This window comes from Streptomyces sp. NPDC002133, assembly GCF_040296405.1.
In the GTDB taxonomy this organism is placed as follows: domain Bacteria; phylum Actinomycetota; class Actinomycetes; order Streptomycetales; family Streptomycetaceae; genus Streptomyces.
This window is the reverse complement of the sequence record NZ_JBEOXF010000033.1, coordinates 46,066-72,939: the sequence shown is the minus strand read 5'-3', so window position 1 is coordinate 72,939 and position 26,874 is coordinate 46,066. Positions and strand designations below refer to the sequence as shown.

At 71.6% G+C, this 26,874-nt stretch carries 26 protein-coding genes; 14 read left to right on the top strand and 12 right to left on the bottom strand.

Translation table 11 applies throughout. The features are described from left to right. The first annotated feature begins 15 nt into the window (after positions 1–15). The 3 genes from dusB (at position 16) to ABT078_RS26690 (ending at position 6,030) form a co-directional block, all read left to right on the top strand. Entirely contained in the window at positions 16–1,209 is a 1,194-nt protein-coding gene (dusB, locus tag ABT078_RS26700) for a tRNA dihydrouridine synthase DusB (RefSeq protein ID WP_351231943.1), read from the top strand. A gap of 455 nt (positions 1,210–1,664) precedes the next feature. Continuing rightward, the gene (ppdK, locus tag ABT078_RS26695) at positions 1,665–4,385 is read left to right on the top strand and encodes a pyruvate, phosphate dikinase (RefSeq protein ID WP_351231941.1); all 2,721 of its coding nucleotides are present in this window, start codon (positions 1,665–1,667) and stop codon (positions 4,383–4,385) included. A 607-nt stretch (positions 4,386–4,992) separates the two neighbouring features. Then, on the top strand, positions 4,993–6,030 hold the full coding sequence (locus ABT078_RS26690; RefSeq protein ID WP_351231939.1) for an ArsR/SmtB family transcription factor: 1,038 nt from the start codon (positions 4,993–4,995) through the stop codon (positions 6,028–6,030). Here the strand turns inward: ABT078_RS26690 and ABT078_RS26685 are convergent. Next, a complete protein-coding gene (locus tag ABT078_RS26685) occupies positions 6,000–7,160 on the bottom strand; it encodes a PhoX family protein (RefSeq protein WP_351231981.1) in 1,161 nt (386 codons plus the stop codon). The two genes, ABT078_RS26690 and ABT078_RS26685, sit on opposite strands and share 31 nt — an antisense overlap. A 194-nt stretch (positions 7,161–7,354) precedes the next feature. On the opposite strand from ABT078_RS26685, the gene ABT078_RS26680 reads away from it, so the two are divergent. Continuing rightward, positions 7,355–8,506, top strand: a complete 1,152-nt coding sequence (locus tag ABT078_RS26680) for a hypothetical protein (RefSeq protein WP_351231937.1) — start codon at positions 7,355–7,357, stop codon at positions 8,504–8,506. Here the strand turns inward: ABT078_RS26680 and ABT078_RS26675 are convergent. After that, positions 8,484–9,047 carry a hypothetical protein gene (locus ABT078_RS26675; RefSeq protein ID WP_351231935.1) on the bottom strand — a complete coding sequence of 188 codons (564 nt, stop codon included), beginning with the start codon at positions 9,045–9,047 and terminating at the stop codon, positions 8,484–8,486. The two genes, ABT078_RS26680 and ABT078_RS26675, sit on opposite strands and share 23 nt — an antisense overlap. A 131-nt stretch (positions 9,048–9,178) precedes the next feature. Here ABT078_RS26675 and ABT078_RS26670 point away from each other — a divergent pair, with 131 nt between their 5' ends. After that, on the top strand, positions 9,179–9,625 hold the full coding sequence (locus ABT078_RS26670; RefSeq protein ID WP_351231933.1) for a VOC family protein: 447 nt from the start codon (positions 9,179–9,181) through the stop codon (positions 9,623–9,625). Here ABT078_RS26670 and ABT078_RS26665 read toward each other — a convergent pair. Both ABT078_RS26665 and ABT078_RS42830 read right to left on the bottom strand, forming a co-directional pair. After that, positions 9,607–10,554 carry an oxidoreductase gene (locus ABT078_RS26665; protein WP_351231931.1) on the bottom strand — a complete coding sequence of 316 codons (948 nt, stop codon included), beginning with the start codon at positions 10,552–10,554 and terminating at the stop codon, positions 9,607–9,609. The two genes, ABT078_RS26670 and ABT078_RS26665, sit on opposite strands and share 19 nt — an antisense overlap. 138 nt (positions 10,555–10,692) lie before the next feature. Next, positions 10,693–10,890 (bottom strand): hypothetical protein, encoded by a 198-nt coding sequence (locus tag ABT078_RS42830; protein ID WP_502981335.1) that lies wholly within the window; start codon positions 10,888–10,890, stop codon positions 10,693–10,695. Positions 10,891–11,179: 289 nt separating this feature from the next. Here ABT078_RS42830 and ABT078_RS26655 point away from each other — a divergent pair, with 289 nt between their 5' ends. From ABT078_RS26655 to ABT078_RS26645, 3 genes are all read left to right on the top strand, one after another. Further along, a complete protein-coding gene (locus tag ABT078_RS26655; RefSeq protein WP_351231929.1) occupies positions 11,180–11,668 on the top strand; it encodes a pyridoxamine 5'-phosphate oxidase family protein in 489 nt (162 codons plus the stop codon). After that, on the top strand, positions 11,665–12,363 hold the full coding sequence (locus ABT078_RS26650) for an alpha/beta fold hydrolase (protein ID WP_351231927.1): 699 nt from the start codon (positions 11,665–11,667) through the stop codon (positions 12,361–12,363). The genes ABT078_RS26655 and ABT078_RS26650 overlap by 4 nt, the downstream gene beginning before the upstream one ends. Positions 12,364–12,545: 182 nt before the next feature. Then, positions 12,546–13,679, top strand: coding sequence for a DUF3103 family protein (locus ABT078_RS26645; RefSeq protein WP_351231925.1), 1,134 nt, complete (start codon positions 12,546–12,548; stop codon positions 13,677–13,679). Between the two features lie 88 nt (positions 13,680–13,767). Here the strand turns inward: ABT078_RS26645 and ABT078_RS26640 are convergent, their stop codons facing one another. From ABT078_RS26640 to ABT078_RS26625, 4 genes are read right to left on the bottom strand one after another with little or no spacing between them, the layout of a single operon-like run. After that, entirely contained in the window at positions 13,768–14,283 is a 516-nt protein-coding gene (locus tag ABT078_RS26640) for a DinB family protein (protein WP_351231923.1), read from the bottom strand. 56 nt (positions 14,284–14,339) lie between these two features. Next, on the bottom strand, positions 14,340–14,678 hold the full coding sequence (nirD, locus tag ABT078_RS26635; protein ID WP_351231921.1) for a nitrite reductase small subunit NirD: 339 nt from the start codon (positions 14,676–14,678) through the stop codon (positions 14,340–14,342). Continuing rightward, on the bottom strand, positions 14,675–17,179 hold the full coding sequence (gene nirB / locus ABT078_RS26630; RefSeq protein ID WP_351231919.1) for a nitrite reductase large subunit NirB: 2,505 nt from the start codon (positions 17,177–17,179) through the stop codon (positions 14,675–14,677). Before nirB ends, nirD begins: the two co-directional genes overlap by 4 nt. Position 17,180: 1 nt before the next feature. After that, positions 17,181–18,407, bottom strand: a complete 1,227-nt coding sequence (locus ABT078_RS26625; protein WP_351231917.1) for an NAD(P)/FAD-dependent oxidoreductase — start codon at positions 18,405–18,407, stop codon at positions 17,181–17,183. A 225-nt stretch (positions 18,408–18,632) separates the two neighbouring features. Between ABT078_RS26625 and ABT078_RS26620 the strand changes: the two genes are divergently transcribed. Together ABT078_RS26620 and ABT078_RS26615 are read left to right on the top strand one after the other, a co-directional pair. Beyond that, the gene (locus tag ABT078_RS26620) at positions 18,633–18,953 is read left to right on the top strand and encodes a hypothetical protein (protein WP_351231915.1); all 321 of its coding nucleotides are present in this window, start codon (positions 18,633–18,635) and stop codon (positions 18,951–18,953) included. A gap of 75 nt (positions 18,954–19,028) precedes the next feature. Next, positions 19,029–19,808 (top strand): sulfite exporter TauE/SafE family protein, encoded by a 780-nt coding sequence (locus tag ABT078_RS26615; RefSeq protein ID WP_351231913.1) that lies wholly within the window; start codon positions 19,029–19,031, stop codon positions 19,806–19,808. A 3-nt stretch (positions 19,809–19,811) separates the two neighbouring features. On the opposite strand, the gene ABT078_RS26610 is transcribed toward ABT078_RS26615, so the two are convergent. From ABT078_RS26610 to soxR, 4 genes are all read right to left on the bottom strand, one after another. Then, positions 19,812–21,485, bottom strand: coding sequence for an alpha/beta hydrolase (locus tag ABT078_RS26610; RefSeq protein WP_351231911.1), 1,674 nt, complete (start codon positions 21,483–21,485; stop codon positions 19,812–19,814). A 563-nt stretch (positions 21,486–22,048) separates the two neighbouring features. Then, positions 22,049–22,708 (bottom strand): class F sortase, encoded by a 660-nt coding sequence (locus ABT078_RS26605; RefSeq protein WP_351231909.1) that lies wholly within the window; start codon positions 22,706–22,708, stop codon positions 22,049–22,051. Between the two features lie 180 nt (positions 22,709–22,888). Next, on the bottom strand, positions 22,889–23,419 hold the full coding sequence (locus tag ABT078_RS26600; RefSeq protein WP_351231907.1) for a GVDTG sorting domain-containing protein: 531 nt from the start codon (positions 23,417–23,419) through the stop codon (positions 22,889–22,891). 341 nt (positions 23,420–23,760) lie between these two features. Continuing rightward, positions 23,761–24,216 (bottom strand): redox-sensitive transcriptional activator SoxR, encoded by a 456-nt coding sequence (soxR, locus tag ABT078_RS26595; protein ID WP_351231905.1) that lies wholly within the window; start codon positions 24,214–24,216, stop codon positions 23,761–23,763. A gap of 53 nt (positions 24,217–24,269) precedes the next feature. On the opposite strand from soxR, the gene ABT078_RS26590 reads away from it, so the two are divergent. The 4 genes from ABT078_RS26590 to ABT078_RS26575 all read left to right on the top strand — a co-directional run bounded on the left by ABT078_RS26590 (position 24,270) and on the right by ABT078_RS26575 (position 26,869). Continuing rightward, the gene (locus ABT078_RS26590; protein WP_351231903.1) at positions 24,270–24,911 is read left to right on the top strand and encodes an NADPH-dependent FMN reductase; all 642 of its coding nucleotides are present in this window, start codon (positions 24,270–24,272) and stop codon (positions 24,909–24,911) included. Between the two features lie 259 nt (positions 24,912–25,170). Further along, on the top strand, positions 25,171–25,917 hold the full coding sequence (locus tag ABT078_RS26585; RefSeq protein ID WP_351231901.1) for a class I SAM-dependent methyltransferase: 747 nt from the start codon (positions 25,171–25,173) through the stop codon (positions 25,915–25,917). Between the two features lie 104 nt (positions 25,918–26,021). After that, positions 26,022–26,357 carry a divalent-cation tolerance protein CutA gene (gene cutA / locus ABT078_RS26580; RefSeq protein WP_351231979.1) on the top strand — a complete coding sequence of 112 codons (336 nt, stop codon included), beginning with the start codon at positions 26,022–26,024 and terminating at the stop codon, positions 26,355–26,357. After that, a complete protein-coding gene (locus tag ABT078_RS26575) occupies positions 26,354–26,869 on the top strand; it encodes a gamma-glutamylcyclotransferase family protein (protein WP_351231899.1) in 516 nt (171 codons plus the stop codon). The genes cutA and ABT078_RS26575 overlap by 4 nt, the downstream gene beginning before the upstream one ends. The last annotated feature ends 5 nt before the right edge of the window (positions 26,870–26,874 follow it).

Below are 26,874 nucleotides of genomic sequence, written 5' to 3'. Positions count from 1 at the left end.
CGTGATAATGGTCGAATGACCACGCTTGCCCAGCCCTCGACGCTGTCCATCGGCCCGCACGCCGTGCAGCCTCCTGTGGTGCTCGCTCCCATGGCCGGCATCACGAACGCTCCGTTCCGTACCCTCTGCCGCGAGTTCGCCGAAGGCGTGCGAGGGTTCGGGGGCAGCCCTCCGACGGGCGCGGTCTCGGGCGGCAAGGGGCTCTTCGTCAGCGAGATGATCACGACGCGGGCGCTGGTGGAGCGCAACGAGAAGACGATGCAGCTCATCCACTTCGACGAGACCGAGACGCCGCGCTCGATCCAGCTGTACGGAGTGGACCCGGTCACGGTCGGCAAGGCCGTCCGCATGATCGTGGACGAGGATCTGGCCGACCACATCGACCTGAACTTCGGCTGCCCCGTCCCGAAGGTGACGCGCAAGGGCGGCGGCTCGGCGCTCCCGTACAAGCGGAATCTGCTGCGGGCGATCCTGAACGAGGCCGTGGGCAACGCCGGGGACCTGCCGGTGACGATGAAGCTGCGCAAGGGCATCGACGACGACCACATCACCTACCTGGACGCGGGCCGTATCGCGGTCGACACGGGGGTGACCGCGATCGCTCTGCACGGGCGCACGGCGGCGCAGCACTACGGAGGCACGGCCGACTGGGATGCCATCGCCCGCCTCAAGGAGCACGTGCCGGAGATTCCGGTGCTCGGCAACGGCGACATCTGGTCGGCGGACGACGCCCTGCGGATGGTGCGCGAGACCGGTTGCGACGGCGTGGTCGTGGGGCGCGGGTGCCTGGGCAGGCCGTGGCTGTTCGGGGATCTGGTCGCCGCTTTCGAGGGTAGGGGCACCTATGCGCGCCCGTCGCTGCGCGAGGTCGCGGACGTCATGGTGCGCCATGCCCAGCTGCTGGGTGAGTGGATCGGCGACGAGACCCGTGGCGTGATCGACTTCCGAAAGCACGTGGCCTGGTATCTCAAGGGCTTCGCGGTCGGCTCCGAGATGCGCAGGAGGCTGGCGGTGACGTCGTCGCTGGACGAGCTGCGCGCTCAGCTGAGCGAGCTGGACCTGGACCAGCCGTGGCCGGTGGGTGCGGCCGGGCCGCGCGGGCGTACGTCCGGGAACAACCGGGTCGTGCTCCCCGACGGCTGGCTGAAGGACCCCTACGACTGTGCGGGTGTGAGCGAGGATGCGGAATTGGACACCTCGGGGGGCTGATCAGGGCCTGGGTACGGGCTGGGGCGCGGCATCGGGCCGGGGCCGGGACCCGTGTCCGTTTTCGGGCGAGGAAGGGTCCGGATTCTGGAATCCGGCCGCTGGGAGCGGCGTGATTCTCGCCACCCTTGATAAGGGTTGCGCTCAGATGAGCGAACTCGTGATGGTTGCACCTTTAGAAGGGGTGGCACTCAGTGCCACCCCTTCCGCGTTCAAGAGTTGAACTCATATGCCTCGAAGGCTGCTCATCTGAGCGCGCATTGCCTGCTTTCGGTCAAGCGCTCTTCGAGGCGTGAAGAAGCCGGGCCGTCGCCTTTTACGCATCGGTAACCTGCGATCTGGTGGCGGACGAGTGGTTACGGCCGAATGACGGACAAGTGGACGTACCCAGGCGCCTTCGATCTGGGTATGTTCCTCGCCGTCAGGGCAGCCACCGAGTCCTCGAGGAGTCGAGACCCGTGTCGGAAAACAAAGATCAGAAGTTCGTCTACGACTTCACCGAGGGCAACAAGGACCTCAAGGACCTCCTCGGTGGGAAGGGCGCGAACCTCGCCGAGATGACCAACCTCGGGCTGCCCGTCCCTCCGGGCTTCACCATCACGACCGAGGCGTGCAAGGTCTACCTCGACAGCGGCGACGAGCCCGCGGCACTGCGTGACGAGGTGAGTGCGCACCTCGACGCGCTGGAGCAGCGGATGGGCAAGAAGCTCGGCCAGGCCGACAACCCGCTCCTCGTGTCCGTACGCTCCGGCGCCAAGTTCTCGATGCCGGGCATGATGGACACCGTCCTCAACATCGGCCTCTCCGACCGGTCGGTCGAGGGCCTGGCCAAGCAGGCCGGCGACGAGCGCTTCGCCTGGGACTCGTACCGGCGGCTCATCCAGATGTTCGGCAAGACCGTCCTCGGCGTCGACGGCGAGCTCTTCGAGGACGCCCTGGAGGCGGCCAAGGAGGCGAAGAAGGTCACCGTCGACACCGACCTCGACGCAGGCGACCTCAAGAAGCTCGTCAAGCAGTTCAAGAAGATCGTCAAGACCGAGACCGGCCGGGACTTCCCGCAGGACCCGCGCGAGCAGATGGATCTCGCCATCCGCGCCGTCTTCGACTCCTGGAACGGCGACCGCGCCAAGCTCTACCGCCGCCAGGAGCGCATCCCAGGCGACCTGGGCACGGCCGTCAACGTCTGCTCCATGGTCTTCGGCAACCTCGGCCCCGACTCCGGCACCGGCGTCGCCTTCACGCGCGACCCCGCCTCGGGCCACCAGGGCGTCTACGGCGACTACCTGCAGAACGCGCAGGGCGAGGACGTCGTCGCCGGTATCCGCAACACCGTGCCGCTCGCCGAGCTGGAGACGATCGACAAGAAGTCGTACGACCAGCTGATGCAGATCATGGAGACGCTCGAGACGCACTACAAGGACCTGTGCGACATCGAGTTCACCATCGAGCGCGGCCAGCTGTGGATGCTGCAGACCCGCGTCGGCAAGCGCACCGCCGGTGCGGCCTTCCGGATCGCCACCCAGCTCGTCGACCAGGGACTCATCGACGAGGCCGAGGCGCTGCAGCGCGTCACCGGCGCCCAGCTCGCCCAGCTGATGTTCCCCCGCTTCGACGAGGCGGCCGCCGAAGGCGGGAAGGTGCGAAGGCTCGGCCGCGGTATCGCCGCCTCCCCGGGTGCGGCGGTCGGCAAGGCCGTTTTCGACTCGTACACGGCCGTCAAGTGGTCCCGCTCCGGCGAGAAGGTCATCCTGATCCGCCGCGAGACCAACCCCGACGACCTCGACGGCATGATCGCGGCCGAGGGCATCCTCACCTCGCGCGGCGGCAAGACCTCGCACGCGGCCGTCGTCGCCCGCGGCATGGGCAAGACCTGTGTCTGCGGCGCCGAGGAGCTGGAGGTCGACACCAAGCGGCGCCGGATGACCGTGAACGGCACCGTGGTCGAGGAGGGCGACGTCGTCTCCATCGACGGCTCCACCGGCAAGGTGTACCTCGGTGAGGTCCCGGTCGTGCCGTCCCCGGTCGTCGAGTACTTCGAGGGCCGTATGCACGCGGGTGCCGACGACGCCGACGAGCTCGTCGCCGCCGTGCACCGAATCATGGCGTACGCGGACCGGATGCGCCGGCTGCGCGTACGGGCCAACGCGGACAACGCCGAGGACGCGATGCGGGCGCGGCGCTTCGGGGCGCAGGGCATCGGCCTGTGCCGCACCGAGCACATGTTCCTCGGTGAGCGCCGCGAGATGGTCGAGAAGCTGATCCTCGCCGACACCGAGGACGAGCGCGAGGACGCGCTGAAGGTCCTGCTGCCGCTGCAGAAGAAGGACTTCGTCGAGCTCTTCGAGGCGATGGACGGGCTGCCGGTGACCGTGCGGCTGCTCGACCCGCCGCTGCACGAGTTCCTGCCGGACATCACCGACCTGTCGGTGCGCGTCGCCCTCGCCGAGTCCCGCAAGGAGCCGCACGAGAACGACCTGCGCCTGCTCCAGGCCGTGCACCGGCTGCACGAGCAGAACCCGATGCTGGGTCTGCGCGGTGTCCGTCTCGGCCTGGTCATCCCCGGCCTGTTCACCATGCAGGTACGGGCGATCGCCGAGGCCGCGGCCGAGCGCAAGAACGCCAAGGGCGACCCGCGCGCCGAGATCATGATCCCGCTCGTGGGTACCGTCCAGGAGCTGGAGATCGTCCGCGACGAGGCCGAGCAGGTCATCGCCGAGGTCGAGGCGAGGACCGGTGTCGAGCTGAAGCTCGCGCTCGGCACGATGATCGAGCTGCCGCGCGCCGCGCTGACCGCCGGTCAGATCGCCGAGGCCGCCGAGTTCTTCTCGTTCGGTACGAACGACCTCACCCAGACCGTGTGGGGCTTCAGCCGGGACGACGTGGAGGCCAGCTTCTTCACGGCGTACCTGGAGAAGGGCATCTTCGGCGTCAGCCCGTTCGAGACCATCGACAAGGACGGCGTCGGCTCGCTCGTCCGGAGCGCCGTCGAGGCCGGCCGGGCCACCCGCCCGGACCTGAAGCTCGGTGTGTGCGGTGAGCACGGCGGAGACCCCGAGTCGGTGCACTTCTTCCACGAGGTGGGCCTGGACTACGTCTCCTGCTCGCCGTTCCGGATCCCGGTGGCGCGGCTGGAGGCGGGCCGCGCGGCGGCGCAGTCCTCCGGGAGCGACAGCCGCTGATCCGCCGGCCGGCGCCGGGCGCCGGCCCACGACTCCGGGACCGTCGGTGGCTCAACCCACCCTCACCGACCCGCCGACGGTCCCGGCGCACCAAGAGACGAGCGGGGCGTACACCTTGTGCGGAGGTGTCCGTCCCGCTCGTTTTCCTTTTCGCGCAAGCCTTGCCTGCTGCGCACAGGCCCGCACAGCCGCGCACAGCTCCGCACAGCCACCCGGGGTGGTTTCGCAACGGTCGTGGCGGTTTCCTGCCGCTGTTGAACGGCGGACCAGTAGCGGGCTTTGCCGGAAGGTGGATTTCCGCCATTCGTTGAGCAAAGAACGGGCGGGGCGCGGACGGCGGATCCCCATCCGCCGGCCGCGCCCCATTCCCGATGCCGGACACGGAGCCGCAACCTCCGCCGACCGCCGCCGGGCGTGGAAAGCCCCCCACGGTCTTTACCTCGCCCCTCGGTACCCGAAGGTTTCGTGCCCGACGTCGTACAGCTTTTCGGTTCGCTGTGGTCTTCCGCACTGCGTTTCAAGTGTGGCCGAAACTCCGTGGTGACGGCCTGTGATTGCGTGCATACTCAGGGGCCGGGACGATTGCGGATGCAACAGTGGGGGTTCCGTGCTGCGTATCCATTTCACCGGCGAGGACCTTGCGAGGGTACGGATGGCGGCAAGGCCGGACGTTTTGTGGGAGACCATTCTCAGTTTTCACCGTTTACGGGACCGGCGCGGTGCCACGGTCTACGGGGAATGGCGCACGGAAACCCGGGCCCGGTTGAATGGTGAAACACGTGTGCTGGCCGCGCTCGTGCCGCAGCGCGGCTATTTCCCCGACTTTCTGACCCCGCCCGAGGGGCTGGACGGCCTCGACGAGGGCCTCGACGCGGTCCGCTCGACGCCGGTGCGGCGGCTGCGCGCCGAGCTCGCGCTGCTCGCCGCCGACCGCCCGCAGCCCGGGCTGCCGGCCAGGCTCACCGGGCTCGACGGGGGCGCGGCCGAGCCGATGGCCCGGCTCGTCGGCGCCCTGCGCAGCTACCACCGGGCCGCCGTGGAGCCGTACTGGCCCCAGATCCAGGCCGCGGTGGAGGCCGACCGGGCCGCCCGGGGCCGGGCGCTGCTCGACGGCGGCGCGGACGAACTCCTCGACTCGCTGCCGGCGATGCTGCGCTGGCGTGCCCCGGTCCTGGAGGCGGACTACCCCGTCGACCGGGACATCCATCTGGAGGGGCGCGGGCTGCTGCTGCAGCCGTCGTACTTCTGCCGCGGCACGCCGGTCGTGCGGCGGGACCCGGCGCTGCCGCCGGTGCTCGTCTATCCCGTCACGCACACCGGCGCCTCGTCGGCCACCGACGCCGAGCGCGAGCGGGTCTCGCTCGGGCGGCTCGTCGGCCACACCCGCTCGGCCGTCCTGCGGTCGATCGGCAACGGCTGTACGACGAGCGAACTCGCCCGCAGGGCAGGGGTCTCGCTGGCCTCGGCCAGCCAGCACGCCTGCGTCCTGCGCGAGGCCGGACTGGTGGTCACCCTGCGGAACGGCAACGCCGTGCTGCACACGATGACCCCGCTGGGTACCGCCCTGCTCAGGGGCGGCACCCAGCGGGAGCCGGTGGTGCGCTCCGGTGGTGCCTACGCGCGGAACGGGCCCGTCACCTCGTAGGTGACGCCGCCCGACGAACTGCCGCTCGTGCCGCGCTGGCTGGAGAAGTAGAGCCGCTTCCCGTCCGGCGAGAAGGCCGGTCCGGTGATCTCGGAGCCGGACTGGCCGTTGATCCGCAGGAACGGCGCGATGGTGTCGTCAGGGGTGATGAGGCAGATCTCCATGTTGCCGCCGTCCTCGGCGACGAACAGGTCGCCGCCGGATGAGCCGGTGACGTTGTCGACACCGGTCAGCGGGGCCGAGCCGCCCGACACCAGCGAGTCGTCGTAGGCGAGCTCGTAGGTGCCGGCGGCCAGGTTGAGCTGCCAGAGGCGGTTGTCGCCCTTGGTGGTGAACCACACGGTGTCGTTGGCGTAGTGGCAGCCCTCGCCGCCGTTGAACTTCTTCGAGCCGGACACCTGGCTGCGGGTCGCGGTCGGCGAGCCGTCGGGGTCGGGGACGTTCGCCCAGCTGAAGCTGCCGGAGGTGGCGGTTCCGGCGACCAGCACCTGAAGAGTGCCGGAGGAGAGGTCGCCCCAGGTGGCCGGGATGAAGCGGTACAGGCAGCCGTTCGTCTCGTCCTCGGTGAGGTAGACCACCTTGCGGACCGGGTCGGCGGCCGCCGCCTCGTGCTTGAAGCGCCCCATGGCGTCCCGGCGCACGGCCGCATTCACGCCCCACGGGTCGGTCTCGTAGACGTAGCCGAGGCTGACCTCCTCGCAGGACAGCCACGTGTTCCACGGCGTCCTGCCGCCCGCGCAGTTGGTGCGGGTGCCCGACAGGATCCGGTACGCACCGGTGATCGCGCCCGTCGAACCGAACCTGACCGCGCCCGCGCCGCCGCTCGGGTTGATCTCCGAGTTGGAGACGTAGATCCAGCCGGTCCCGTCGGCGAAGCAGGCGCCGCCGTCGGGGGCGCTGTGCCAGGTGTACGAGGTGGAGCCGACCCGCTGCCCGGACCGGGCGATCACCCGGCTGGTGAACCCCGCCGGCAGCTGGATGCCGTTCGCGTCGGCCGCCCCGAGCGCTCCGTACGGGCCGGGCCCGGGCTGGGCGGGAGCCGCGGATGCGGCGCCCTGCCACAGCGTGCCGCCGAAGGCGGCGGCGGACGTACCGATGACGGCTCCGCGCAGGAAACTGCGTCGTTCCACTGTCACTCACTCCATGGTGGATCGTGACGGTCCCGCGACGCCGGTCGGCGGGCGGGGTCGCGCGCCAACGGACCCTAGGAGTACGGAATTGACACGGCTTCAACACGCGATGAAGCGGAAACGTCCGGTGGGCCAGGGAAGCGGACCGGGCCGGGGCCGCGGGCGTTGTCGGGGTCGGGCGCTAACTTGTGCGCATGTCGATCAACACGTCGGTTCCGGCCCACCTGCTTGCCGCGGTGTCCCTGCCGGGCGCGAGTGCGCTGGTTGAGGGCTTCGCCCTGGAAGCCCGCGCGGACGGTGGGCGCAGGGTACTGCTCCAGACCCGGGACACGCTCGTCGTCCATGATCTGGACCGGCTGTGGACGGGGGACCCGGAGCCCGTCGGCTCCTTCCCGCTGCCCTGGCCGGGATGGGACGGCGGGGTGCATTCGGTGAGCCCGGACGGGTCGTTCGCGGTGTTCTCGGGACAGCGGTCGGTGCGGGCCGTGGGCGCGGACGGAAAGACGCTGTGGGTGTACGGGCACGGTTGCTGGGACCAGAGGGTGGGCCACCCGCACACCGGTGACGACGCGGAGGTCTGCTCGGGCGTCGAGTCCGGCTCCTGCCGTGTCTCGGACGACGGCCGCCTGGTCTGGGCCCATGTGCCGGGAGAGGACGACGAGGAGTACGAGGAGCGGTGGGTCGTCCTGGACGCCACGGACGGGAGGGAACTCGCGTGCGTGGCGCTGGACAGCGTGACGTCGGGCTCGAACCATCTGTCGCACCCCGACGGCGTGCACATGGGCCTCGGGATCGGCATGGGCCAGGACGGGATTCTGCTCCACTGGGGGCGGTGGGACGGCAGTTCGCTGACCACGTGGGACCTGAACGAGACCCTCGACCGCATCCTCGTCGACGTCCACCCCGGACACGGCGGCTTCCTGTCCATGGAGCACTACGGGGACGACATCAGGCTCCACACGCTGGGGGGCGAGGTGCTCGCCACGGGCCGCTCGGACGTCCTGCCTCCCGTCGGTCGGGAGGAACCGGCGGAGGGTGAGGAGCCGGACGAGGACGAGGATCGCCCGTGCTGGGACTACGCCTGCGGATTCGTGGACGCGGACACGGTCGTCGCGACCACGACGGAGTACGACGAGGACCCCGACCTGGCGCGCCACTGGCTGCTCGACGCCCACAGCCTGGGGATACGCGGGCGGATCGGGTACCCGGAGCCGGTCGACAGCCTCGTCCGTCCGCTGGGGGACGGGACGTGGCTGACGTACGACGACACGCGCGGCGTGCTGTCCCGCTGGAGCACACAGCCGCGGTGGGGGAGGGGCCCGGTCAGCTCTCCAGCTGCTTCTTGAGCTCCGCCAGGCGCTCCTTCCAGAACGCCTTGTACGCCGCCACCGCGTCCGCGTCCGGCAGCTTGGTGTGGCCGAGGCCGATCTGGGTCTTCTGCTCGCCCTTCACGGTCAGATGGACCGAGATCCGGCTGGTGCCGCCGTCCCAGTCCGCGGTCACGGACTTGCCCGGGCGGTGGGTGCGGAGGGCGAATTCGCCGTCGGGGAGCCAGCGGGCGCGCAGGGTGTCGTCGGTGAACCAGTCGGTGACGAGGGCGGCCGCTGCGTCGACCGTCTTGCTGCCCGATGCCTGCCAGTCGCCGTCGCAGGACTGGCCGACCGCGCGCATCCCGCGCTCCTGCTCGTAGCCGACGGTGATCGACTGGGCGTACCAGCCGGGCACGCCGTGGGTGTCGACGAGGTGGCGGGCGATCGCGGTGTGGCCCTGGGCGGTGGCGCCCCAGGCGTCGAGCAGGGCGAACCAGGCGTCCCAGTCGCGGCCGGTCGCCTCGCTCAGTGCCGCACCCGACAGCTTCTCGGTGATCTTCTTGCCCGCGCTGCTCATGAACCGACGGTACCCCGCCGCCCCGGAGGTCCTTCTCCCGGGAGCGATGAGTTCCCTGCGGGGCGCCGGTCTACCCCACGACAACCGCCACCACAGCGTGCGACGCCGAGAGACGAGAGAAGAGAACCGAGATGGCCCAGATGATCTTCGTGAACCTGCCGGTGAAGGACCTCGAGAAGTCGAAGACCTTCTGGAGCAGGCTCGGCTACTCCTTCAATCCGCAGTTCACCGACGAGAACGCGGCCTGCCTGGTGTTCAGCGACACCATTTTCGCCATGCTCCACAGCGAGCCCCACTTCAAGGAGTTCACCGAGAAGGACATCGCCGACGCCTCCGCCACCACCGAGGTGATCCTCGCGCTCGGCGCCGAGAGCCGGGAGAAGGTCGACGAGCTGGCCGACGCGGCCCTGGTGGCCGGCGGGTCGCCGGCCAACGATCCCCAGGACTACGGCTTCATGTACCTCCGCTCCTTCCAGGACCCGGACCACCACATCTGGGAGATCACCTGGATGGACCCGAAGGCCGTCGAGGGGGCCAGTAGGCGGTACCGGCGGGGGCATCAGCCCTTGAGGCCGTAGTACGTCACGCCGGTGAGCTGCTCGGACGCCGCCCAGAGCTGCTCACCGGCCCTGTCGTTGAGCGTCCACGCGGCCCGCCAGGACGGTGCGGGCGTGCCCCGCCAGCCCTGGAAGCGCGGCCCTGTGAACGAGTCGGGGCGCCCACCGGGAGCGGTCGCCGCGTACAGCGTCGGCAGCGCGCCCATCTCGGCGGACTGGGCGAAGAGCCGGTTGCCGAGCTCGGCGATCCGCTCGGCCGTCCGCCGGCCCTCCATCCTCGCTCCCGCGGTCTGGAGGTTGGTCGCCGCGAAGCCGGGGTGCGCGGCCGCCGCGACGACGTCCGAGCCCGCGGCCTCGAGCCGCCGCGCCAGCTCGTGCACGAACAGCAGGTTCGCCGTCTTGGAGCGCCCGTAGGCCACCCAACGGCGATAGCGGCGCTCGCTGTTGAGGTCGCGCATGTCGACGTTGGCGATCACGTGCATCCCGCTGGACACGCTCACGACGCGGGCGCCCGGCGTGTTCAGCAGCTTGGGCAGCAGCAGTCCCGTGAGCGCGAAGTGCCCCAGGTGGTTGACCCCGAACTGGGTCTCGAAGCCGTCGGCGGTGGTGCCGTACGGCAGCGCCATCACACCCGCGTTGTTGACGAGCAGGTCCAGCGTGTCCTGCTCGTACGACTCGGCGAACCGCCGTACGGAGGCGAGGTCGGCGAGGTCCAGCGGCCGGAACTCCGCGTCCGCGTCCGGGACCTGCTCCTTGACGAGGGCCTCGGCGTCCTTGCCGCGGGCCTCGCTGCGGCACGCGAGGAGCACCCGCGCGCCGCGCCGGGCCAGTTCGCGGGCCGTGACGAGGCCGATCCCGCTGTTGGCCCCGGTGACCACGGCGGTGCGTCCGCTCTGGTCGGGGATGTCGCGGGCCGTCCAGCCGGGCGTCCTCGAGGTCGTCGTCGGCATGCGGTGCTCCTCCGGTACTCGTCGGCAGTCGTCGGTGCTGAGTCGGTACTGAGCGGTGGACCTGTCGGGCCAGCCTACGCCCGACCGTACGCCTGCGTATGGTCGGGCGTCGCCCTTCGCCTGCACGGGTGCCTGCGCTCAGGAGCCGCTGAGCGCGGCGCGCTGAAACGCCCCCGGCGTGACGCCGTAGTACCGCACGAACCATCGGTGGAGGTGCGGCTGGTCCGCGAACCCGGACCCCACCGCCGCCACCGCCGCGACCCCGCCCGCCGGCAGTTCCCGGCCCCGCAGCAGCAGCAGCAGCCGCAGCAGCCGCTGGTGGTCGCTCGGCGCCATCCCGTACTCGGCGCGGAACGCCCGGTACAGCGCGAACCTGCTCAGCCCCGCCGCGTCCGCCGGTTCCTGCGCTCGGACCTGCTCGCCGTACCGCTCCCGCAGCAGGTCGCGGCCCGGCGTGCGGCGCGTGCACGGGCGCCGCCCGGCGCGTCGGGGGCGACGCCCGGGACCGGCCCGGAGGCGCCGCGCCGCACCATCGCCGTCACCGCGGCCGTCAGCCGCTCGTCCCGCACTCCAGTGTCCGCGGTGACTCCTACATTGGAAGAGTCCGGGAGGCGAGGAGGCTGCCATGACGGGCGCGAATCCGGCGGACCTGCCGCAGGGGGACGTACGACTGCTCCGGACCGACATGGCCCGGCACCTGCTCGCATCCACCGAGCCGGCCCGCTTCGCCTACGTGGCGCGGGACGGGACGCCTCGCGTCATGCCGATGATGTTCCACTGGACCGGCGAGGAGCTGGTGTTCGCGAGCTTCTCCGGCGCCCGCAAGCTCGCCTCCCTCCGGGCCCGTCCCGTCGCCGCCGTCACCATCGACACCCCCGGGCCGCCCCCCGAGGCCCTGCTCCTGCGCGGGCCGGTGGAGGTCACCGAGGTGGACGGGATCGTGCCGGAGTACGCCCTCGCGCAGCGCCGCTACTACGGCCCCGAGCAGGGAGCGCGCAACGTCGCCGAGGCCGACCGTCCGGGCGTACGGATGGCGCGCATCGCGCTGCGGCCCACCTGGGTGGGTGTGCTCGACTTCGTCGAGCGCCTGCCCGGCGCGACCCCGGGGCGGTGACCGTGTCGCTCTTCGTGCTGATTCCCGGTGCCGACGGCCGGGCCTGGTACTGGCACCGCGTCATCCCCGAGCTGCGGGCCCGGGGCCATGAGGCGGTCGCCGTCGACCTCCCGGCGGAGGAGTCGGCAGGGCCGGCCGAGCATGCCGACGCCGTGGTCCGGGCGATCGGGGAGCGTACGGCCGCGACGGGCGGCGGGTCCGGAATCGTGCTGGTGGCCCAGTCCTTGGCCGGCTTCACCGCGCCGCTGGTGCCCGGACGCGTGCCGGTGGATCGGCTCGTGCTGGTCAACGCCATGGTCCCGGCGCCCGGCGAGTCGGCGGGGGAGTGGTGGGCCGCCACCGGACACGCCGAGGCCCGGGCGGAGTACCTGACCCGCACGGGCCGCGACGCGGACTCCCCGTTCGACGTGCGGGCGGACTTCTTCCACGACGTGCCGCCCGAGCTCACCGAGGAGGCGCTCGCGGCGGGCGAATCCCGCCCGCCCGCCGCCCTGTTCACCCAGCCCTGGCCCCTGAAGCGGTGGCCCGACGCCCCCACCCGCTTCCTCCAGGGCCGCGACGACCGCTTCTTCCCGGCCGACTTCCAGCGGCGTGTCGTGCGCGAACGACTCGGCCTCCCGATCGAGGAGATGCCGGGCGGCCACCTCCTCGCCCTCAGCCGCCCGGCCGAGCTCGCGGCCCGTATCGATGCCTGAATCCGTCAAGTCCCCACGGCCGAAACTCATCTGACGCCCCATCTGCACCGGGATTTCATCCCCGGCGGTCTACCCGCATAGACCCCGGTGGCGCCATGCTGTACCGGCCAACCCAGCATGCGCGGCCACCGGAGCGCGTCATCCGGGCGCTCCGTCATGGCCGGCACCATCAGGAGGTTCTCTTGAGCAAGAGAAGCCTGGGACACAGATCCCTCGTCGCGCTCGTTCTCTCCGCGGTCACCTTCACCGGCGTCCAGGGCGCGGCCCCGGCGTCGGCCGCGCCGGCGCCGGGCGGCGCCCCCACCCACTCCACGGTCAGCCGTATCGAGAACGAGGCGGCGCGCTCCATCGCCACCTCGCTCACCGACCCGGTTCTGCGGTCACGGATACGTACCGCCGCCCTCTCCTTCGACGAGGTGGACCCGGCAGCACTCGCGGCACGGACCGGCACCCTCACCGGCAAGGCGCTCGGCTCCAGGCTCCGCGACGCCGACCGGCGCATCGCGCAGGCCAAGGGCCTGGACGGGACGGCCGGTTCCCTGCTGCGGGTCCGGCTGGGCGCCGACTCCATGCGTGAGGCGCTGTCCAGAGGGGCGGAGCCCCTGGTGGTCGCCGCGTCCTCCGACGACGACGACGCGACCGTCACCGCCTACGACGCCCGCGGCCGCGCCCACACGCTCGACGCCCGCCGGGCTCCCGGCCGGCCCGTCTACGTCGTGGACATCGACGAGTCGAAGGCCGTCTCGGCGGGCCTGGAGGTCCTGCGAGAGGCGTTCCGGCAGCAGAACCCGAGCGCTCCGCGGCTCGGGGCGCAGCAGGCCTCGGCCGGCTGGTGGGCCACCAAGGTCGACTCCGTCCGGCTGTCGGACGACAAGGAGCCCTGGGTCAAGGGCGACGCGGAGGTCTTCTCGCTGGTGACCGGGTTCGGCCTGGACGGCAAGGTCCGCGTCGACACCGTCGACATGCCCTACCTCAACACCGACGGCACCACGTACCACCCGAACCAGATCGTGGTCAACTGGTCCACCTACAAGTACAACCTCGCCGACATCGTCATGATGGAGGACGACGGCGACACCAACTACAAGGCGCTCGCCCAGGCTCTCACCGCCGCCCTGCTCACCATCGCCGACCAGGGCACCTACATCCCCCTGGTGAACGCCGTGCTCGACGCCCTGCCGGAATCCTGGTGGACCGACGACCCGGACTACGTGGAATCCTGGTACACCCTGGCCCAGGGCAGCAGCGGCCGCCTCGACGGAGCCTCGGGCAACGGCTGGATGAGCGTCTCGCCCTACTTCGTGCAGGAGTTCTGACACACGCCGCCCGACGCACCGACGGAGCGTCGCGCCGACCGGGCGGAAGGTCGCCGCACGCGGGGATCCGCGTGCGGCGCCACCTCCGTCAGTAGTAGCCCTTCTCGCCGTCGAGCAGCTCCCGGATCGTGTCCACGTGTCCGGCGTGCCGGGCAGTCTCCTCGATCATGTGGATCAGCATCCAGCGCAACGACGCGGCAGCGGACGTGAAGTCCGGGTGCTTGCCCACGTCGTCCAGCGAATGGTCCGCGATGATCTCGTTCGAGACCGCGCACTGCCGCTCGTACTCGTGCAGGAGCTGCGCCAGGGGGACGCCCTCGACCATCATGTCGGCGTCCTCGGGCTCATCGACGAACTGCGGGCTCGCGCCGGCCGGGCGGCCGAGGAAGAGGACCTCGAACCAGGCGTGTTCGACCCAGCGCAGATGGGAGACGACGCCCGCCATCGTCATCAGAGGTGAGTCCCGAAGCACGGAACGGTGGGCGTCCTCCTCGGACAGCCCTTCGCACTTCCAGTGGATGATCGCGCGCTGCATGTCCAGCCAGCCGACGAGCTGCGTCCGCTCGTCGGCCGTGAAGGGAGGGCGTGTGCGGGGAGGCGTCATGGACGCGGACGGTAGCCAAGGCCGTGGAGGTACCGCACGCCATTTACGCGGGCGTCCTACACGGGCGCCGGCACCGTACAGCGGACCGGATAGGCCCGCACCGACACCGAGTCGTCGTCCAGGCACCCGCCCGTCACCAGGTCGAAGCGCTGCTTGAGCAGCGGCGACGCGACGAAGACCCGGCCCGATGCGGAGCCCACCAGACCCCGGGAGAGGACCTGGGCGCCGGTGAACGGGTCGCGGTTGTCGATCGCGTACGCCTGGCCCGCGCGGTCCAGGAAGACGGCGACCTGCCGGCCGTCGGGGAGCAGCGCGGCCATCCCGCGGCCCGGGGTCAGCCGGGAGATCTCGCAGACCGTGAACCAGCCGCCGTCCAGCTCGAGTTGGATCGTCATCGCGTCAAGGTCCCTTCCAGGGTCAGAACGGTGAGGTCCGGCTTGATCTGGTCCCGCTCGGGGACGAACTTCACGGACGGGTCCGGCGCGTCGGGCGCGTTCACGAACGACACGAAACGGCGCAGCCGGTCCGGGTCGTCCAGCGTCTCGGCCCACTCGTCGCGGTAGCCGGCCACGTGCTCGGCCATCAGTGCCTCCAGCTCGTCGCACAGCCCGAGCGAGTCGTGCACGACGACGTCCCGCAGATGATCGAGTCCGCCCTCCAGGCGCTCCAGCCACACCGAGGTGCGCTCCAGCCGGTCCGCGGTGCGGATGTAGAACATCAGGAAGCGGTCGATGAGGCGGACGAGTTCGGCGTCGGACAGGTCCTGGGCGAGCAGGTCCGCATGGCGCGGTGCGGCGCCGCCGTTGCCGCCGACGTACAGGTTCCAGCCGCTCGCGGTGGCGATGACGCCGAAGTCCTTCGACTGCGCCTCCGCGCACTCGCGGGCGCAGCCCGAGACCGCCGACTTCAGCTTGTGCGGGGCGCGCAGGCCCCGGTAGCGCAGCTCCAGGTCGATGGCCATGCGGACGCTGTCCTGGACGCCGTAGCGGCACCAGGTCTGCCCCACACAGGACTTGACCGTCCGCAGCGCCTTCCCGTACGCGTGCCCCGACTCGAAGCCCGCGTCGACGAGACGCGTCCAGATCGCCGGGAGCTGGTCCACGCGGGCCCCGAACATGTCGATCCGTTGGCCGCCCGTGATCTTCGTGTAGAGGCCGAAGTCCCGTGCCACCTCGCCGATCACGATCAGCTTGTCGGGGGTGATCTCACCCCCGGGGATGCGCGGCACGATCGAGTACGAGCCGTTGCGCTGCAGGTTCGCGAGGAAGTGGTCGTTGGTGTCCTGCAGGGCGGCCTGCTCGCCCTCGAGGATGTAGCCGCCTCCGAGGGAGGCGAGGATCGAGGCGACGGTGGGCTTGCAGATCTCGCAGCCGTCGCCGCCGCGCGCCTCCTCGCGGCCGTGGGAGTCGAGCACGGCGGCGTACGAGGTCAGGCGCAGGGTGCGGACGATCTCGTACAGCTCGCTGCGGGTGTACGGGAAGCAGCCGCACAGGCCCTTGTCCGCGGACTGCGGCAGCAGCTGGCCGATGACCTTGAGACAACTGCCGCAGCCTGTGCCGGCCTTGGTGCACTTCTTCACCTCCGGGAGGGAGGTGTGCTCGCAGATCGCGCCCTTGGTGACGTTGTGGCAGGAGCAGATGACCGCCTCGTCGGGGAGCGCGGACGGGCCGAGCGCGACGGGCGCGCCGGCGCCGGCGGGCAGCACGAGCTGCTCGGGCGGGACCGGCGGCACGGAGCCGGTGAGCGGGCGGAGCATCCCGTAGGTGTCGGCGTCGCCGACCAGGACACCGCCGAGCAGGGTTCCCTCCGGGCTGACGACCAGCTTCTTGTAGATCCCGGAACGCGAGTCGGAGTAGACGACGTCCAGGCAGCCGTCGGCCGTGCCGTGCGCGTCGCCGAACGACGCCACGTCCACGCCGAGGAGCTTGAGCTTGGTGGACAGGTCGGCGCCCGTGAACCGGGACTCCTCGCCCACGATGGCGTCCGCGGCCGTCTTCGCCATCTCGTACCCGGGCGCGACCAGCCCGTACACCCGGCCGTCCGCCGCGAGCGCGCACTCGCCGATCGCGTACACGTCCGGGTCCGACGTGCGGCACCGCTCGTCGACGACGATGCCGCCGCGCTCGCCGACCGCGAGGCCCATGTCACGGGCGAGCTGGTCGCGGGGGCGTACACCGGCCGAGAAGACGACCAGGTCGGTGGCGAGGGACGAGCCGTCGGAGAGACTCATGCCGGTGACGACGGAGTCGGTGGTGACGATCTCCTGGGTGCCGACGCCAGTGTGCACGGTCAGGCCCATGCCCTCGATGGTGCGCAGCAGCGCGGCGCCGCCGCCGTCGTCGACCTGCACCGGCATCAGCCGGGGCGCGAACTCCACGATGTGCGTGTCCAGGCCGAGACCCTTGAGCGCGCCCGCCGCCTCCAGCCCGAGCAGCCCTCCGCCGACGACGGCACCGGTGCGGGAGGTCTTCGCGTACTCCTCGATCGCGAGGAGGTCCTCGATGGTCCGGTACACGAAGCAGCCCTCGGCGTCCCGGCCGGGCACGGGCGGCACGAACGGGTACGAGCCGGTGGCGAGCACGAGCGTGTCGTACGTGAACGTCCGCCCGGCGCGCGAGGTGACCGTGCGGGCGGCGCGGTCGATGTGCTCGGCCGGGTCGTCGAGACGGAGCTCGATGCCGTGCCGCGCCATGAAACCGTCCTCGACGAGGGACAGTTCGTCAGGGGTCCGGCCGGTGAAGTACGAGGTGAGCTGGACCCGGTCGTACGCCGGCCGCGGCTCCTCGCACAGCACGACGATCCGCGCGCGCTGCGTGACACCCCGCTCGGCGAGGGCCTCCAGGAAGTGCTGGCCGACCATCCCGTGGCCGACGAGCACGATCGTGGGGGTGGTCATCTCAGAGTCCTCCATCGGTGGTGAGCAGGTGGAGCAGCGGTGCGTCCGGAAGGGGGTCGTCGCCCTCCCAGGCCCGGGCGAGCTCGCCGACACTGGCGAGGTCCCCGAGCAGTACGCCGCCGACGAGGCGATCCCCGCGGACGACGACCTTGCGGTAAGCGCCCCGGGTGGCGTCGGCCAGTTGCACGACGTCGTCGCCGGGCCGCGGCGACGGGTCCCCGAACGCGGCGACGTCGAAGCTGCCGGCGCCGGAGAGGGTGAGGCGGGTGAGGGCGCGGGTGCCGGTGTAGCGGGGGGCCCGCGCGGTGCCGGACGCGAGTTCGGAGGCCAGGAGGCCCGCGAGCGCGTCCGCCTGTTCCATCGCAGCGGTGGCCAGGCCGTACACCGTGCCCGCGTGTTCGGCGCAGTCGCCGATGGCGTGGATGTGCGGGTCCGACGTGCGCAGCAGGTCGTCGACGACGATCCCCTGGCGGACCTCCAGGCCCGCGTCGGCGGCGAGCCCCGTGCGCGGGCGGACCCCGCACGCGAGGACCACGCACTCCGCATCGAGGACGAACCCGTCGGCCAGTTCCACGCCGCGGACGCGCGTCCCGTCGCTCTGCAGCCCTCGGGCGCGGCACTCCGTGTGGACCTCCACGCCCAGGTCCTCCAGATGGCGCCGCACCAGTGCGCCCGCCGCCGGGTCGAGGTGACGGTCCATCAGGGCAGTGCCCTGGTGGGCCAGCACCACGTCCGCGCCGCGCTCCGCCAGGGCCCGGGCCGCCGAGACCCCGAGCAGGCCGCCGCCGACGACCACGGCGCGGGTGCCGGGGCGGGCCTCTGCCGCGAGGGCCAGACAGTCGTCGAGGGTGCGGAACGGGTGGACGCCGTCCGGGAGCCGCCCGCCGACGCCGCGCAGAGGCGGCAGCACCGGGTTCGAACCGGTGGCCAGCACCAGCCGGTCGTATGCCGCCGACGTGCCGTCCGCACAGTGCACCACCCGCTGCACCCGGTCGATCGAGGCGGCCCGCACCCCGCGCCGCACCTCACCCCCGCCGCTCACGGGCGGCAGGGCGATCACCTCGGGCGCGTACCGCCCGGCGAGGACCTCGGCGAGCAGCACCCGGTTGTACGGGGCGTGCGGCTCGTCGCCGAGCAGCGTGACGTCGCACGCCGGGGTCTGGGCCAGTCGGCGTGCCAGCCGTGTGCCCGCCATCCCGGCGCCGATCACCACGATCCTCGAATCCATGTACGCAGCCTGTGGCGTGGGTGTTACCTGATGGCATCCCGGTTGTTTCCCGTGCGGAACACTGCCCTCAGCACGCGGCGGGCCCATGTGTGAGGGGTGCACCCGTCCGCCCGGCCCAACCCGTGATCAGGCCTTCCCCAAGGCCGCCCCAAGGATCGCTCGTACGCCGTTGACCAGCCCTTTTTCCTTCTCCGGCGGTTCTGCGTCGGCGCCACCGCCGGCACCGTGCTGCTCATCGCCGTCGGGGGCGCCTCGGCCCGGGCCGTACGCCGCCGGGTCCGGCACGAGACCTGGCGGGCCCTGCACCTGCTCACCCGTCTCGGCGCGGCCCTCGCCTACGCGCACCAGCCGGCCGGGCCCGACATCGCGGGCAGCGTTCTCGCGGTGTGGGTGTGGGCGATGCTGCACACCACCGTCGCCGTGCTGCTGCTCTGGTACCGGGCCGTCGTCCCCGTACGGCAGGCGTTGCGCCACGGCCTGCGCGTCGTGGAGGTGCGCCGGAGGGGCCGGACGTTCATGCGCCCGCGCCCGACCGGGTGTCCGTAGGCGGAACCTCAGACGTAGCTCAACTCTCCGGGGAACGATGGACGGCGCACGCATCTGATCCGTAGGGTCGCGGGCATGCCCGACATATCGCTGACCACCCTCGTCGTCCTGTGCATCGCCGCCGCGGCGGCCGGCTGGATCGATGCGGTGGTGGGCGGCGGAGGGCTGCTGCTCCTGCCCGCCCTGCTGCTCGGGATGCCGCAGGTGCCGGCCGCGCACATCCTCGGCACCAACAAGGCGGTCGCCATCGTCGGCACGACCGGCGCGGCGGTGACGTACGTCCGCAAGGCCCCGGTCCAGGTGAGCACGGCCGTACGGATCGGGCTCGCCGCCCTCGCCGGGTCCATGGGCGGCGCCTTCTTCGCGGCGGGCATCAGCAGCGAGGTGCTCCGCCCCGTGATCATGGTGGTGCTGCTGGGTGTCGCGGCGTTCGTGATGCTGCGCCCGTCCTTCGGCGCCGCCCAGGACCGGGGGCCGGTCACCCGCGCCCGGGTCGTCACGGCGATCGTCCTCGTCGGCGGCGGGATCGGCTTCTACGACGGGCTGTTCGGCCCCGGCACGGGCACGTTCCTGGTGCTCGCGCTCACGGCGGTGCTCCACCTGGACCTGGTCACGGCCTCGGCCACCGCCAAGATCGTCAACGTCTGCACGAATGCCGGGGCGCTCGTGATGTTCGCCTACCAGGGCAGCGTGCTGTGGCAGCTGGCCGCGCTGATGGCGGTGTTCAACCTTGCCGGCGGCATGGTCGGCGCGCGGATGGCCCTGAAGCAGGGATCGGAGTTCGTCCGCCGGGTGCTGCTCGTGGTCGTCTTCTCCCTGGTCGCGAAGCTCGCGTTCGACCAGTGGTCCGGGTAGGGGTCACTCCACGAACCGCATTCCGTCGGTTCCCCCTTGGCGGCCGGAGGCCGGGCGGGTCGTGGGGGAACCGCCGGTGCGGGCTATCCCGCCGCCCCCGCTGCCGATGCCTCCACGCGGACTGGACGTGGAGAACGGTGCCTCGTCCTGGAAGCAGGTCGCTCCCGGCGGCGGCAGGACCCCGTCGACGAAGTAGCGGCTCTCGTGCTCGTCCACACAGATGCTGAAATTGCTGAACGCGGCGTGCCCGTAGCCGTTGAGCGTGAGCAGACGGGCACCGGCCAGGCGGCGGGTCATCGCCTCGGCCTGCTGGTAGGGCGTGATCGGGTCGTACGTGGTGTTCACCACGAGGACGGGGTTGGCCGTGGCGCGGTTCCACGGGCCGGTGTAGGGCTGGGCCGCTCTGGCCGGCCATGTCGCGCAGGCCTCGGTGGCCCAGGTCAAGAGGCGTCCGACGTCCCCGGCACGGTCGTAGCTGAACTGCTCCAGCGACGGATAGCGCGGCACATCGGGCGGGTTGGGGCTCTCCGAGCACAGGATCGCGTCGGTCTGTCCGGGGCCGAGATACTCCGAAGGTCCTTCCGTCGACGTGGGCACCTCCGGCGTCCGGCGCTGCCACAGGTCCTGCAGGACGGTGGCCAGGTCGGTCCACTGCGGGATGACGGTGTAGAGCATGGTGTGCACGGCCGAGACGGTGGCGCCGTAGGTCCACTCGTCCTGCGGGGCCTGCTGCAGACGCTGCATGAGCCGGGTGAACTTGGTGCGGGTCGCCTCCGGGTCGCCGGCGGAGAAGGCGCAGCGGTCGGTGGTGGCCTGCCCGCACAGGGCGAGGAACTGCTGCAGGGTCGCCGCGGCGTCCACGTCGGAACCGATGCGAAGCCACGTACTCAGGAGCGCTTCGCTCTTCGAGCCGCCGTTCACCCAGGCATCGGGATCGATGTTGCCGTCCAGGACCATGGCGCGAACCTTGTCCGGAAACAGGTTGGCGTACGTGGCCCCCAGCACCGAGCCGTAGGAGATCCCGAGGAAGTTCATCTGCTCATCGCCGACCGCCTCGCGCAGCCGGTCCAGGTCGCGGGCGGTGTCGGCGGTGGAGATGTGCCGCAGCAGCTCGGGGTCGCGCTTCTCGCAGCGCCTGCCGAGGTCGGCGTACGCATCGACGTAGGTGGTTCTCTCCTCCTCGCCGACCGGGAAACCGGCGGGGACGGGCGTCGCCCACTCGATGGCCTCCTCCGTGCTGTCGAAGCACCGCACCGCTGTGCTCCGCCCCACTCCGCGCGGGTCCCAGCTGACGATGTCGAAACGCTTGCGCAGCTCGGCGGGGATCAGCTCGTACGCCTGCTGCACAGTGTCCGTTCCACCGACGCCGGGGCCGCCGGGGTTGATGAAGAGAGAGCCGATCCGCGACCCCGGTACGGTCGCTCTCTTCCTGGTGAGCGCCAGCTCGATGGAGCGCCCCCCGGGATTGCGGTGATCCAGCGGGACCTTCGCGACGGCGCAGTCGAACGTGCCGGCTTCGGGACACGGGCTCCACTCCAACGGCGCGGCGGGAACGGAGGGAGGCGCTCCGTCGGCCGGCGCCCGTCCCGGACCGGGGGGCAGCGTTGTGCAGATCACCGCAGCAAGAGCGGCCGCGGCGAAACCGCCGCGGCCGGCCATGGATCCGGGTATGTGCATGCTCATCCTTCCGCCGGGCCGGCAGGGTGTGGATTCGTCTGCCGCGTCACGGCATCCACTCCCGATACGACGTGAGCCCGATCGGACCCGCAACCGGCCACGGCCAAATGGCTGGCACACCAGCCGGGATCGCAGACTTCCGCCCGCGGAAGGCCAGGTCCGTGGCCATCACCCCTCCTTACTGACCAGCGCCGTCACGCGGGTCCGGCAGTTCGGGGGCAACTGTCGCCGAGGCCGCCGGCGAACGCGGGCGTGCCTGCGGATCCTGTGGCCGCGCGGCCGAGGGCCGACGCGACGGCCTGCTGCGGGGCGGTCCCGAGCGGCTCGTGCTCGGCCTACGCGTTGGGGAATCCCTGAGTTCCGCACCGCCCGGGCCGGCCGCGACGGTGACCGTCATCTGCTCCCACCCGTCCGCGGCCCTGGGCGACTTGGAGAACTTGGTGGAGGCGTACACAGGATCGAGATCCGCTCCCGGCAGCCCGAGGCCCGGGACGGGCGCCGCTGGAACGGGCCGTCGAGGCGATGACCAGGCGCGGGCCCGCCGCAGCCGCCCGGGAGCCGCACTAGTCCCGGGGCCGGGACTGCTCGCGTACGCCGATGAGGTGCGCGTACACCACCACGTTCCCCCGGTACCCGGACCGGCTGTCGAAGCCGCCGCCGCACGTGATCACGCGGAGTTCGGCGCGGTCCGCGGGGCCGTAGACCCTGGCGTCGGGGAAGTCCTCGTTCTCGTACACCTCGACGGCGTCGACCGTGAACACCGCCGTGCGGCCGTCCTTGCGGAGGACCTCGATCCGGTGGCCCTTCTGCAGAGTGCCCAGGCCGTAGAAGACCGCCGGGCCGCGCGCGTTGTCGACGTGCCCGGCCACGATCGCGGTGCCGCGCGAACCCGGGGGCGTGCCCTCCTCGTACCAGCCGGCCACATGGGATCTCCCCGCCGGCGGTACCTCGAGGCTGCTGTCGGGGGCGAGGCCGAGCCCCATGACCGGGGCGTCGACCCGTATGCGCGGGATGCGGAAGCGGACCGGGTCGGACGGCGGCAGCGGGTCGGCCGCCGCGTCCGTGTGCTGTCCGGCGGCGAAGGCCTGGGCGGCGGACGGCACGGGCGGGGTGATGATCGTCCTGGAGCCGTTCTGGACCAGCCACAGGCCGATGCACACGGCGATGACGATCAGCCAGCCGGTGCCCCGGCCCCTGGCCCGACCCGCGCTCCTGCCCTGCATCAGAAGCCCTTCGGACGTCGCATGCCGGATTCCCGAGTCCGACCCGGTGCGGATACCGATCCCGGTCCCGACCCCGGATCGGGATCAGGACCGGGAGATGGTTCCCCGCCCCCGTCAGCCGGACGCATGACGGGGGCGGGGACGGCGGTACGGAACGAGGACGGTGGAGGCCGAGCCCCGTCAGCTGCCCTGCGCGCCGCTCGCCCGACGGCGCAGGCGCCAGGTCCCGCCGGCGGCGGCTGCGGCCAGAACGGCCACCCCCGCCGCGATCTGGGTGGTGTCGGGCCCGACGCTGCCGCCGGTACCCGTCTTCACATGGCCGATCGGCCGCGCCCCGTGGGACCGGACGACCAGGTCCCCGGTGGCCTCGGTGCCGTTGTCGCACAGCACACCGATGCCGTAGTTGCCCGGCTTCGTGTCCTTCGGCACCTTGAACCGGCCGACCACGACATCTTTGTGCGTCCCCGGCGCCGCCTTGAATTCGCCCGCGCCGAGTGACTGTGCGTCACCCGTGCCGTGACCCTCCTTGCCGCAAGCGGCGCTGTTCACGGTCACGGTCCCGCCGGGGGCCACGGTCGACGGTGTGATCTCCAACGGTTCGAAGTCTCCCGCCGCGTATGCCGACGGGGCGGCGGCGAGCGCGCCGAACCAGACGGCGGCTGCCAGCACGGGGCCGGACAGGCCGGCCGGCGGGCGGGCAGTGGTGCGCATGTCGTCCTCCGGGGGGCGATGGCGTCCTCTTCATCTCCGAGGTAACGGCCAGTCCGCCGCCCACGCCTGCTGATGGGCGATCAGATTCGCCCCTGCCCGACCGCGTGTCGCCCTTGCCGCGGGGCGTCGTTGCAGGTCACGCGGGGCGCGCTGGGCCATTGGCTGCGCCGTACGGACGGGCGCGCCGAAAGGGTGACGGCCGCCGCACCGGGGCTGGCCGCACCCGGCCCCGGCAGGCCTGCCCGGCGTGTCGCCCGCGCGGCGTGCGGCGTGCCGTCACATCTCGTCCCGCAGGAATCCGCGGCTGACCGGACCGGCGTCACAGAGTTCCGGGAACCGGGTCAGTCCTCGATCAGGCGGCGCGGCCCCGGGCCGTGCGACGCCAGCTCGTCGCCCGGGTTGGACAGGACGCACCGGTCCAGGGAGAGGCAGCCGCAGCCGATGCAGTCGGTGAGGTTGTCCCTCAGCCGCTGGAGCGTACGGATCCGCAGATCCAGGTCGTCGCGCCAGCACTCCGAGATCCGCGCCCAGTCCTCCCGCGTCGGCGTGCGGTCCTGCGGCAGCAACGCGAGCACCTCGCGGATCGTGGCCAGCGGGATGCCGAGCCGCTGCGAGGTGCGGATGAACGCGACGCGGCGCAGGGTGTCCCGGCCGTAGCGACGCTGGTTGCCGGTCGTGCGGCGGCTCTTGACCAGCCCCTCGCGTTCGTAGAAACGCAGCGCGGAGGGGGCGACGCCGCTGCGCTCCGCCAGCTCACCGATGGTGGCTTCCTTGGCGTCCCAGGCGAGATGGGTCATGGACCCAGCGTAGCGCTTGACCTCAACCATGCTTTAAGTACGAACCTCGGGGCATGGACCTCACCACATCCGTGCAGACCGCGTCCCAGCCCACGCAGACGTCGCTGCCCACGAAGGCGACACCCCTCCGGCTGGCCGCCGTCATCGCCAGCAACCGCGAAGGCCGTTTCGGATCCGTCGTCGCCGACTGGTTCCTGTCCCGGGCCGCCGGCCGCGAGGACTTCACCGTCGAGGTGGTCGACCTCGCCGACGTCGATCTGCCCACGTCCCTGTCGTACAGCCCCGGCGAGCGCGTCAGGGCCGAGCTCGCGAAGGTCACGCCCCGGCTCGCCGACGCCGACGCCTTCATCGTCGTCACACCCGAGTACAACCACTCCTTCCCCGCAGCCCTCAAGAGTCTCGTCGACTGGCACTACACCGAGTGGCAGGCCAAGCCGATCGGCTTCGTCTCGTACGGCGGCATGTCCGGCGGACTGCGCGCCGTCGAACAACTGCGGCAGGTCTTCGCCGAGATGCACGCCGTCACCGTCCGCGACACCGTCTCCTTCCACCACGCCCACACCCACTTCGACGCCGACGGACGCCACAAGGACCCGACCGCCCCGGACGCCGCCGCGAAGACGATGCTCGACCAGCTCGCCTGGTGGGGCACCGCGCTCCGGGACGCCAAGGCCCGGCACCCGTACACGGGCTGACGGACGGAGCGGGGCGCGCTCCAGGCCCGGCGGACCGCCCGGAAACCTGTCCCGGCGGAGCCGGGAATGCCCTCATGACGGCCTTCGGAGGGTGTGCCGAAGGCCGTGCACCCCCATGCGCGGGGGCCGTGTCCACCGGCTCCCGCCCAGGCCCTCAGGTGCCTTCCGGTGCCCGCAGGTGCCGGCCCGGACACCCCCTCCGAGCTGGGCTTCCGTGTCCTGTCGACCTACGATCTCCCCATCTGGAGAGGGGACTTGTGTGGACCGGAACATACGCACGGTGGACGACGTACTGCGGCTCCTGGACGGCCTGTTCGCGCCGGAGGCCGACCGCTGGACCGCCGGCGCGGCGTCCTGGTGGGACGGCTTCTACGCGGACCGCGCCAAGCCGGTGCCGTTCTTCGTGGCGAAGCCGGACGAGAACCTGGCCTCGTACGCCGACCGCGGCCTGATCACCCCGGGCCGCGCCCTCGACCTGGGCTGCGGCCCGGGCCGCAACGCCCTCCACCTCGCCTCGCTCGGCTTCGACGTGGACGCCGTCGACCTCTCGCCGGCGGCCATCGCCTGGGCCGAGGACCGTGCGCGCGAGGCGGGGGCCGGCGGCGTCCGCTTCCACTGCGGCGACGCCTTCGCGACCGAACTCGGCGGCCCGTACGACCTGATCTACGACTCCGGCTGCTTCCACCATCTGCCGCCGCACCGCCGCGTCAGCTATCTCGCCCTCATCGACCAGGTCCTCGCGCCCGGCGGCCATTTCGCCCTCACGTGCTTCGCGTCCGGCGGTATGGGATCCGAGCTCCCCGACTCCGACTTCTACCGCGAGTCCCGCCTCCACGGCGGACTCGCCTACACGTCGGAGTCCCTGCGCTGGATCTTCTCCGACCTGACGGAGATCGAACTGCGCCGCATGCACGACGAACCGGCCCAGTCCCCGCACTTCGGCGAGGCCTTCCTCTGGACGGCCCTGTTCCGGCGGGCCGCGGCCGAGCCGGGGGCGGTCGCCTAGGTTGGGACCATGTGGATCCCCCGGACCGGTGGTTCCTGCGAGATCTGCAGTGAGATCCGCTGTGAAGTCCCTGTGCAAAGTCCCTGTGAGGAGTGCTCGTGACCCTGGTGACCCGGGCCCTGACGGTTTTGACCACCACCGACAGCGCCGCGAAGGCAGAGGAGCTGGCACGGGGCGCGGTGGAGGCGCGGCTGGCCGCCTGCGCGCAGATCTCCGCGCCCGTCACGTCTGTCTACCACTGGCGGAACGCCATCGAGACGAGCGAGGAGTGGCAGGTCCTCTTCAAGACGACGGAGGCCCGCTACGACGCGCTGGAGGCGTATCTGCACGCCCACCACGACTACGACACCCCGGAGATCATCGCCACGCCGGTCGTGCGGGGCAGTGCCGCGTACCTGGAGTGGGTCGAGGCCGGGACGACCGCACCGGAGAAGCCGTGACCGACCCCGCAGGGCGGGAGCTGCCGTTCTTCGTGTACGGCACGCTGCGCGCGGGCGAGCACAACCACGACCTCTTCCTGCGTGGCCGCACCTCCGCCGAGGAGCCCGCCACGCTGCGGGGCGCGCAGCTGTACGACGGTCCCGGCTATCCGTACGCCGTCGAAGTCGAAGTCGAAGTCGGAGACGGAGTCGGAGTCGACGTCGAAGGGGAGAGCACGGCGGGGAGCGAGGGCGAAGACGATGGCGAGGGCGAGGGCACGGTCACGGGTGAGCTCGTCACCGCGGCGCCGGGACACCACCGCGAGCTGACAGCGGTCCTGGACCACCTCGAGGAGTACTTCGGTCCCGGCGACCCGCGCAACCTGTACGTCCGGGTCGCCCGGGACGTGCACACGGCACGGGGGACCGTCGCGGCCTGGGTCTACGTGGCCGCGGAAGCCATGGCAGCGGAGCTGCGGGCCCGCGGGACGGTGATCCCGGGCGGCGACTGGTCGGCGGCCCGGTCACCGTGAGCCGC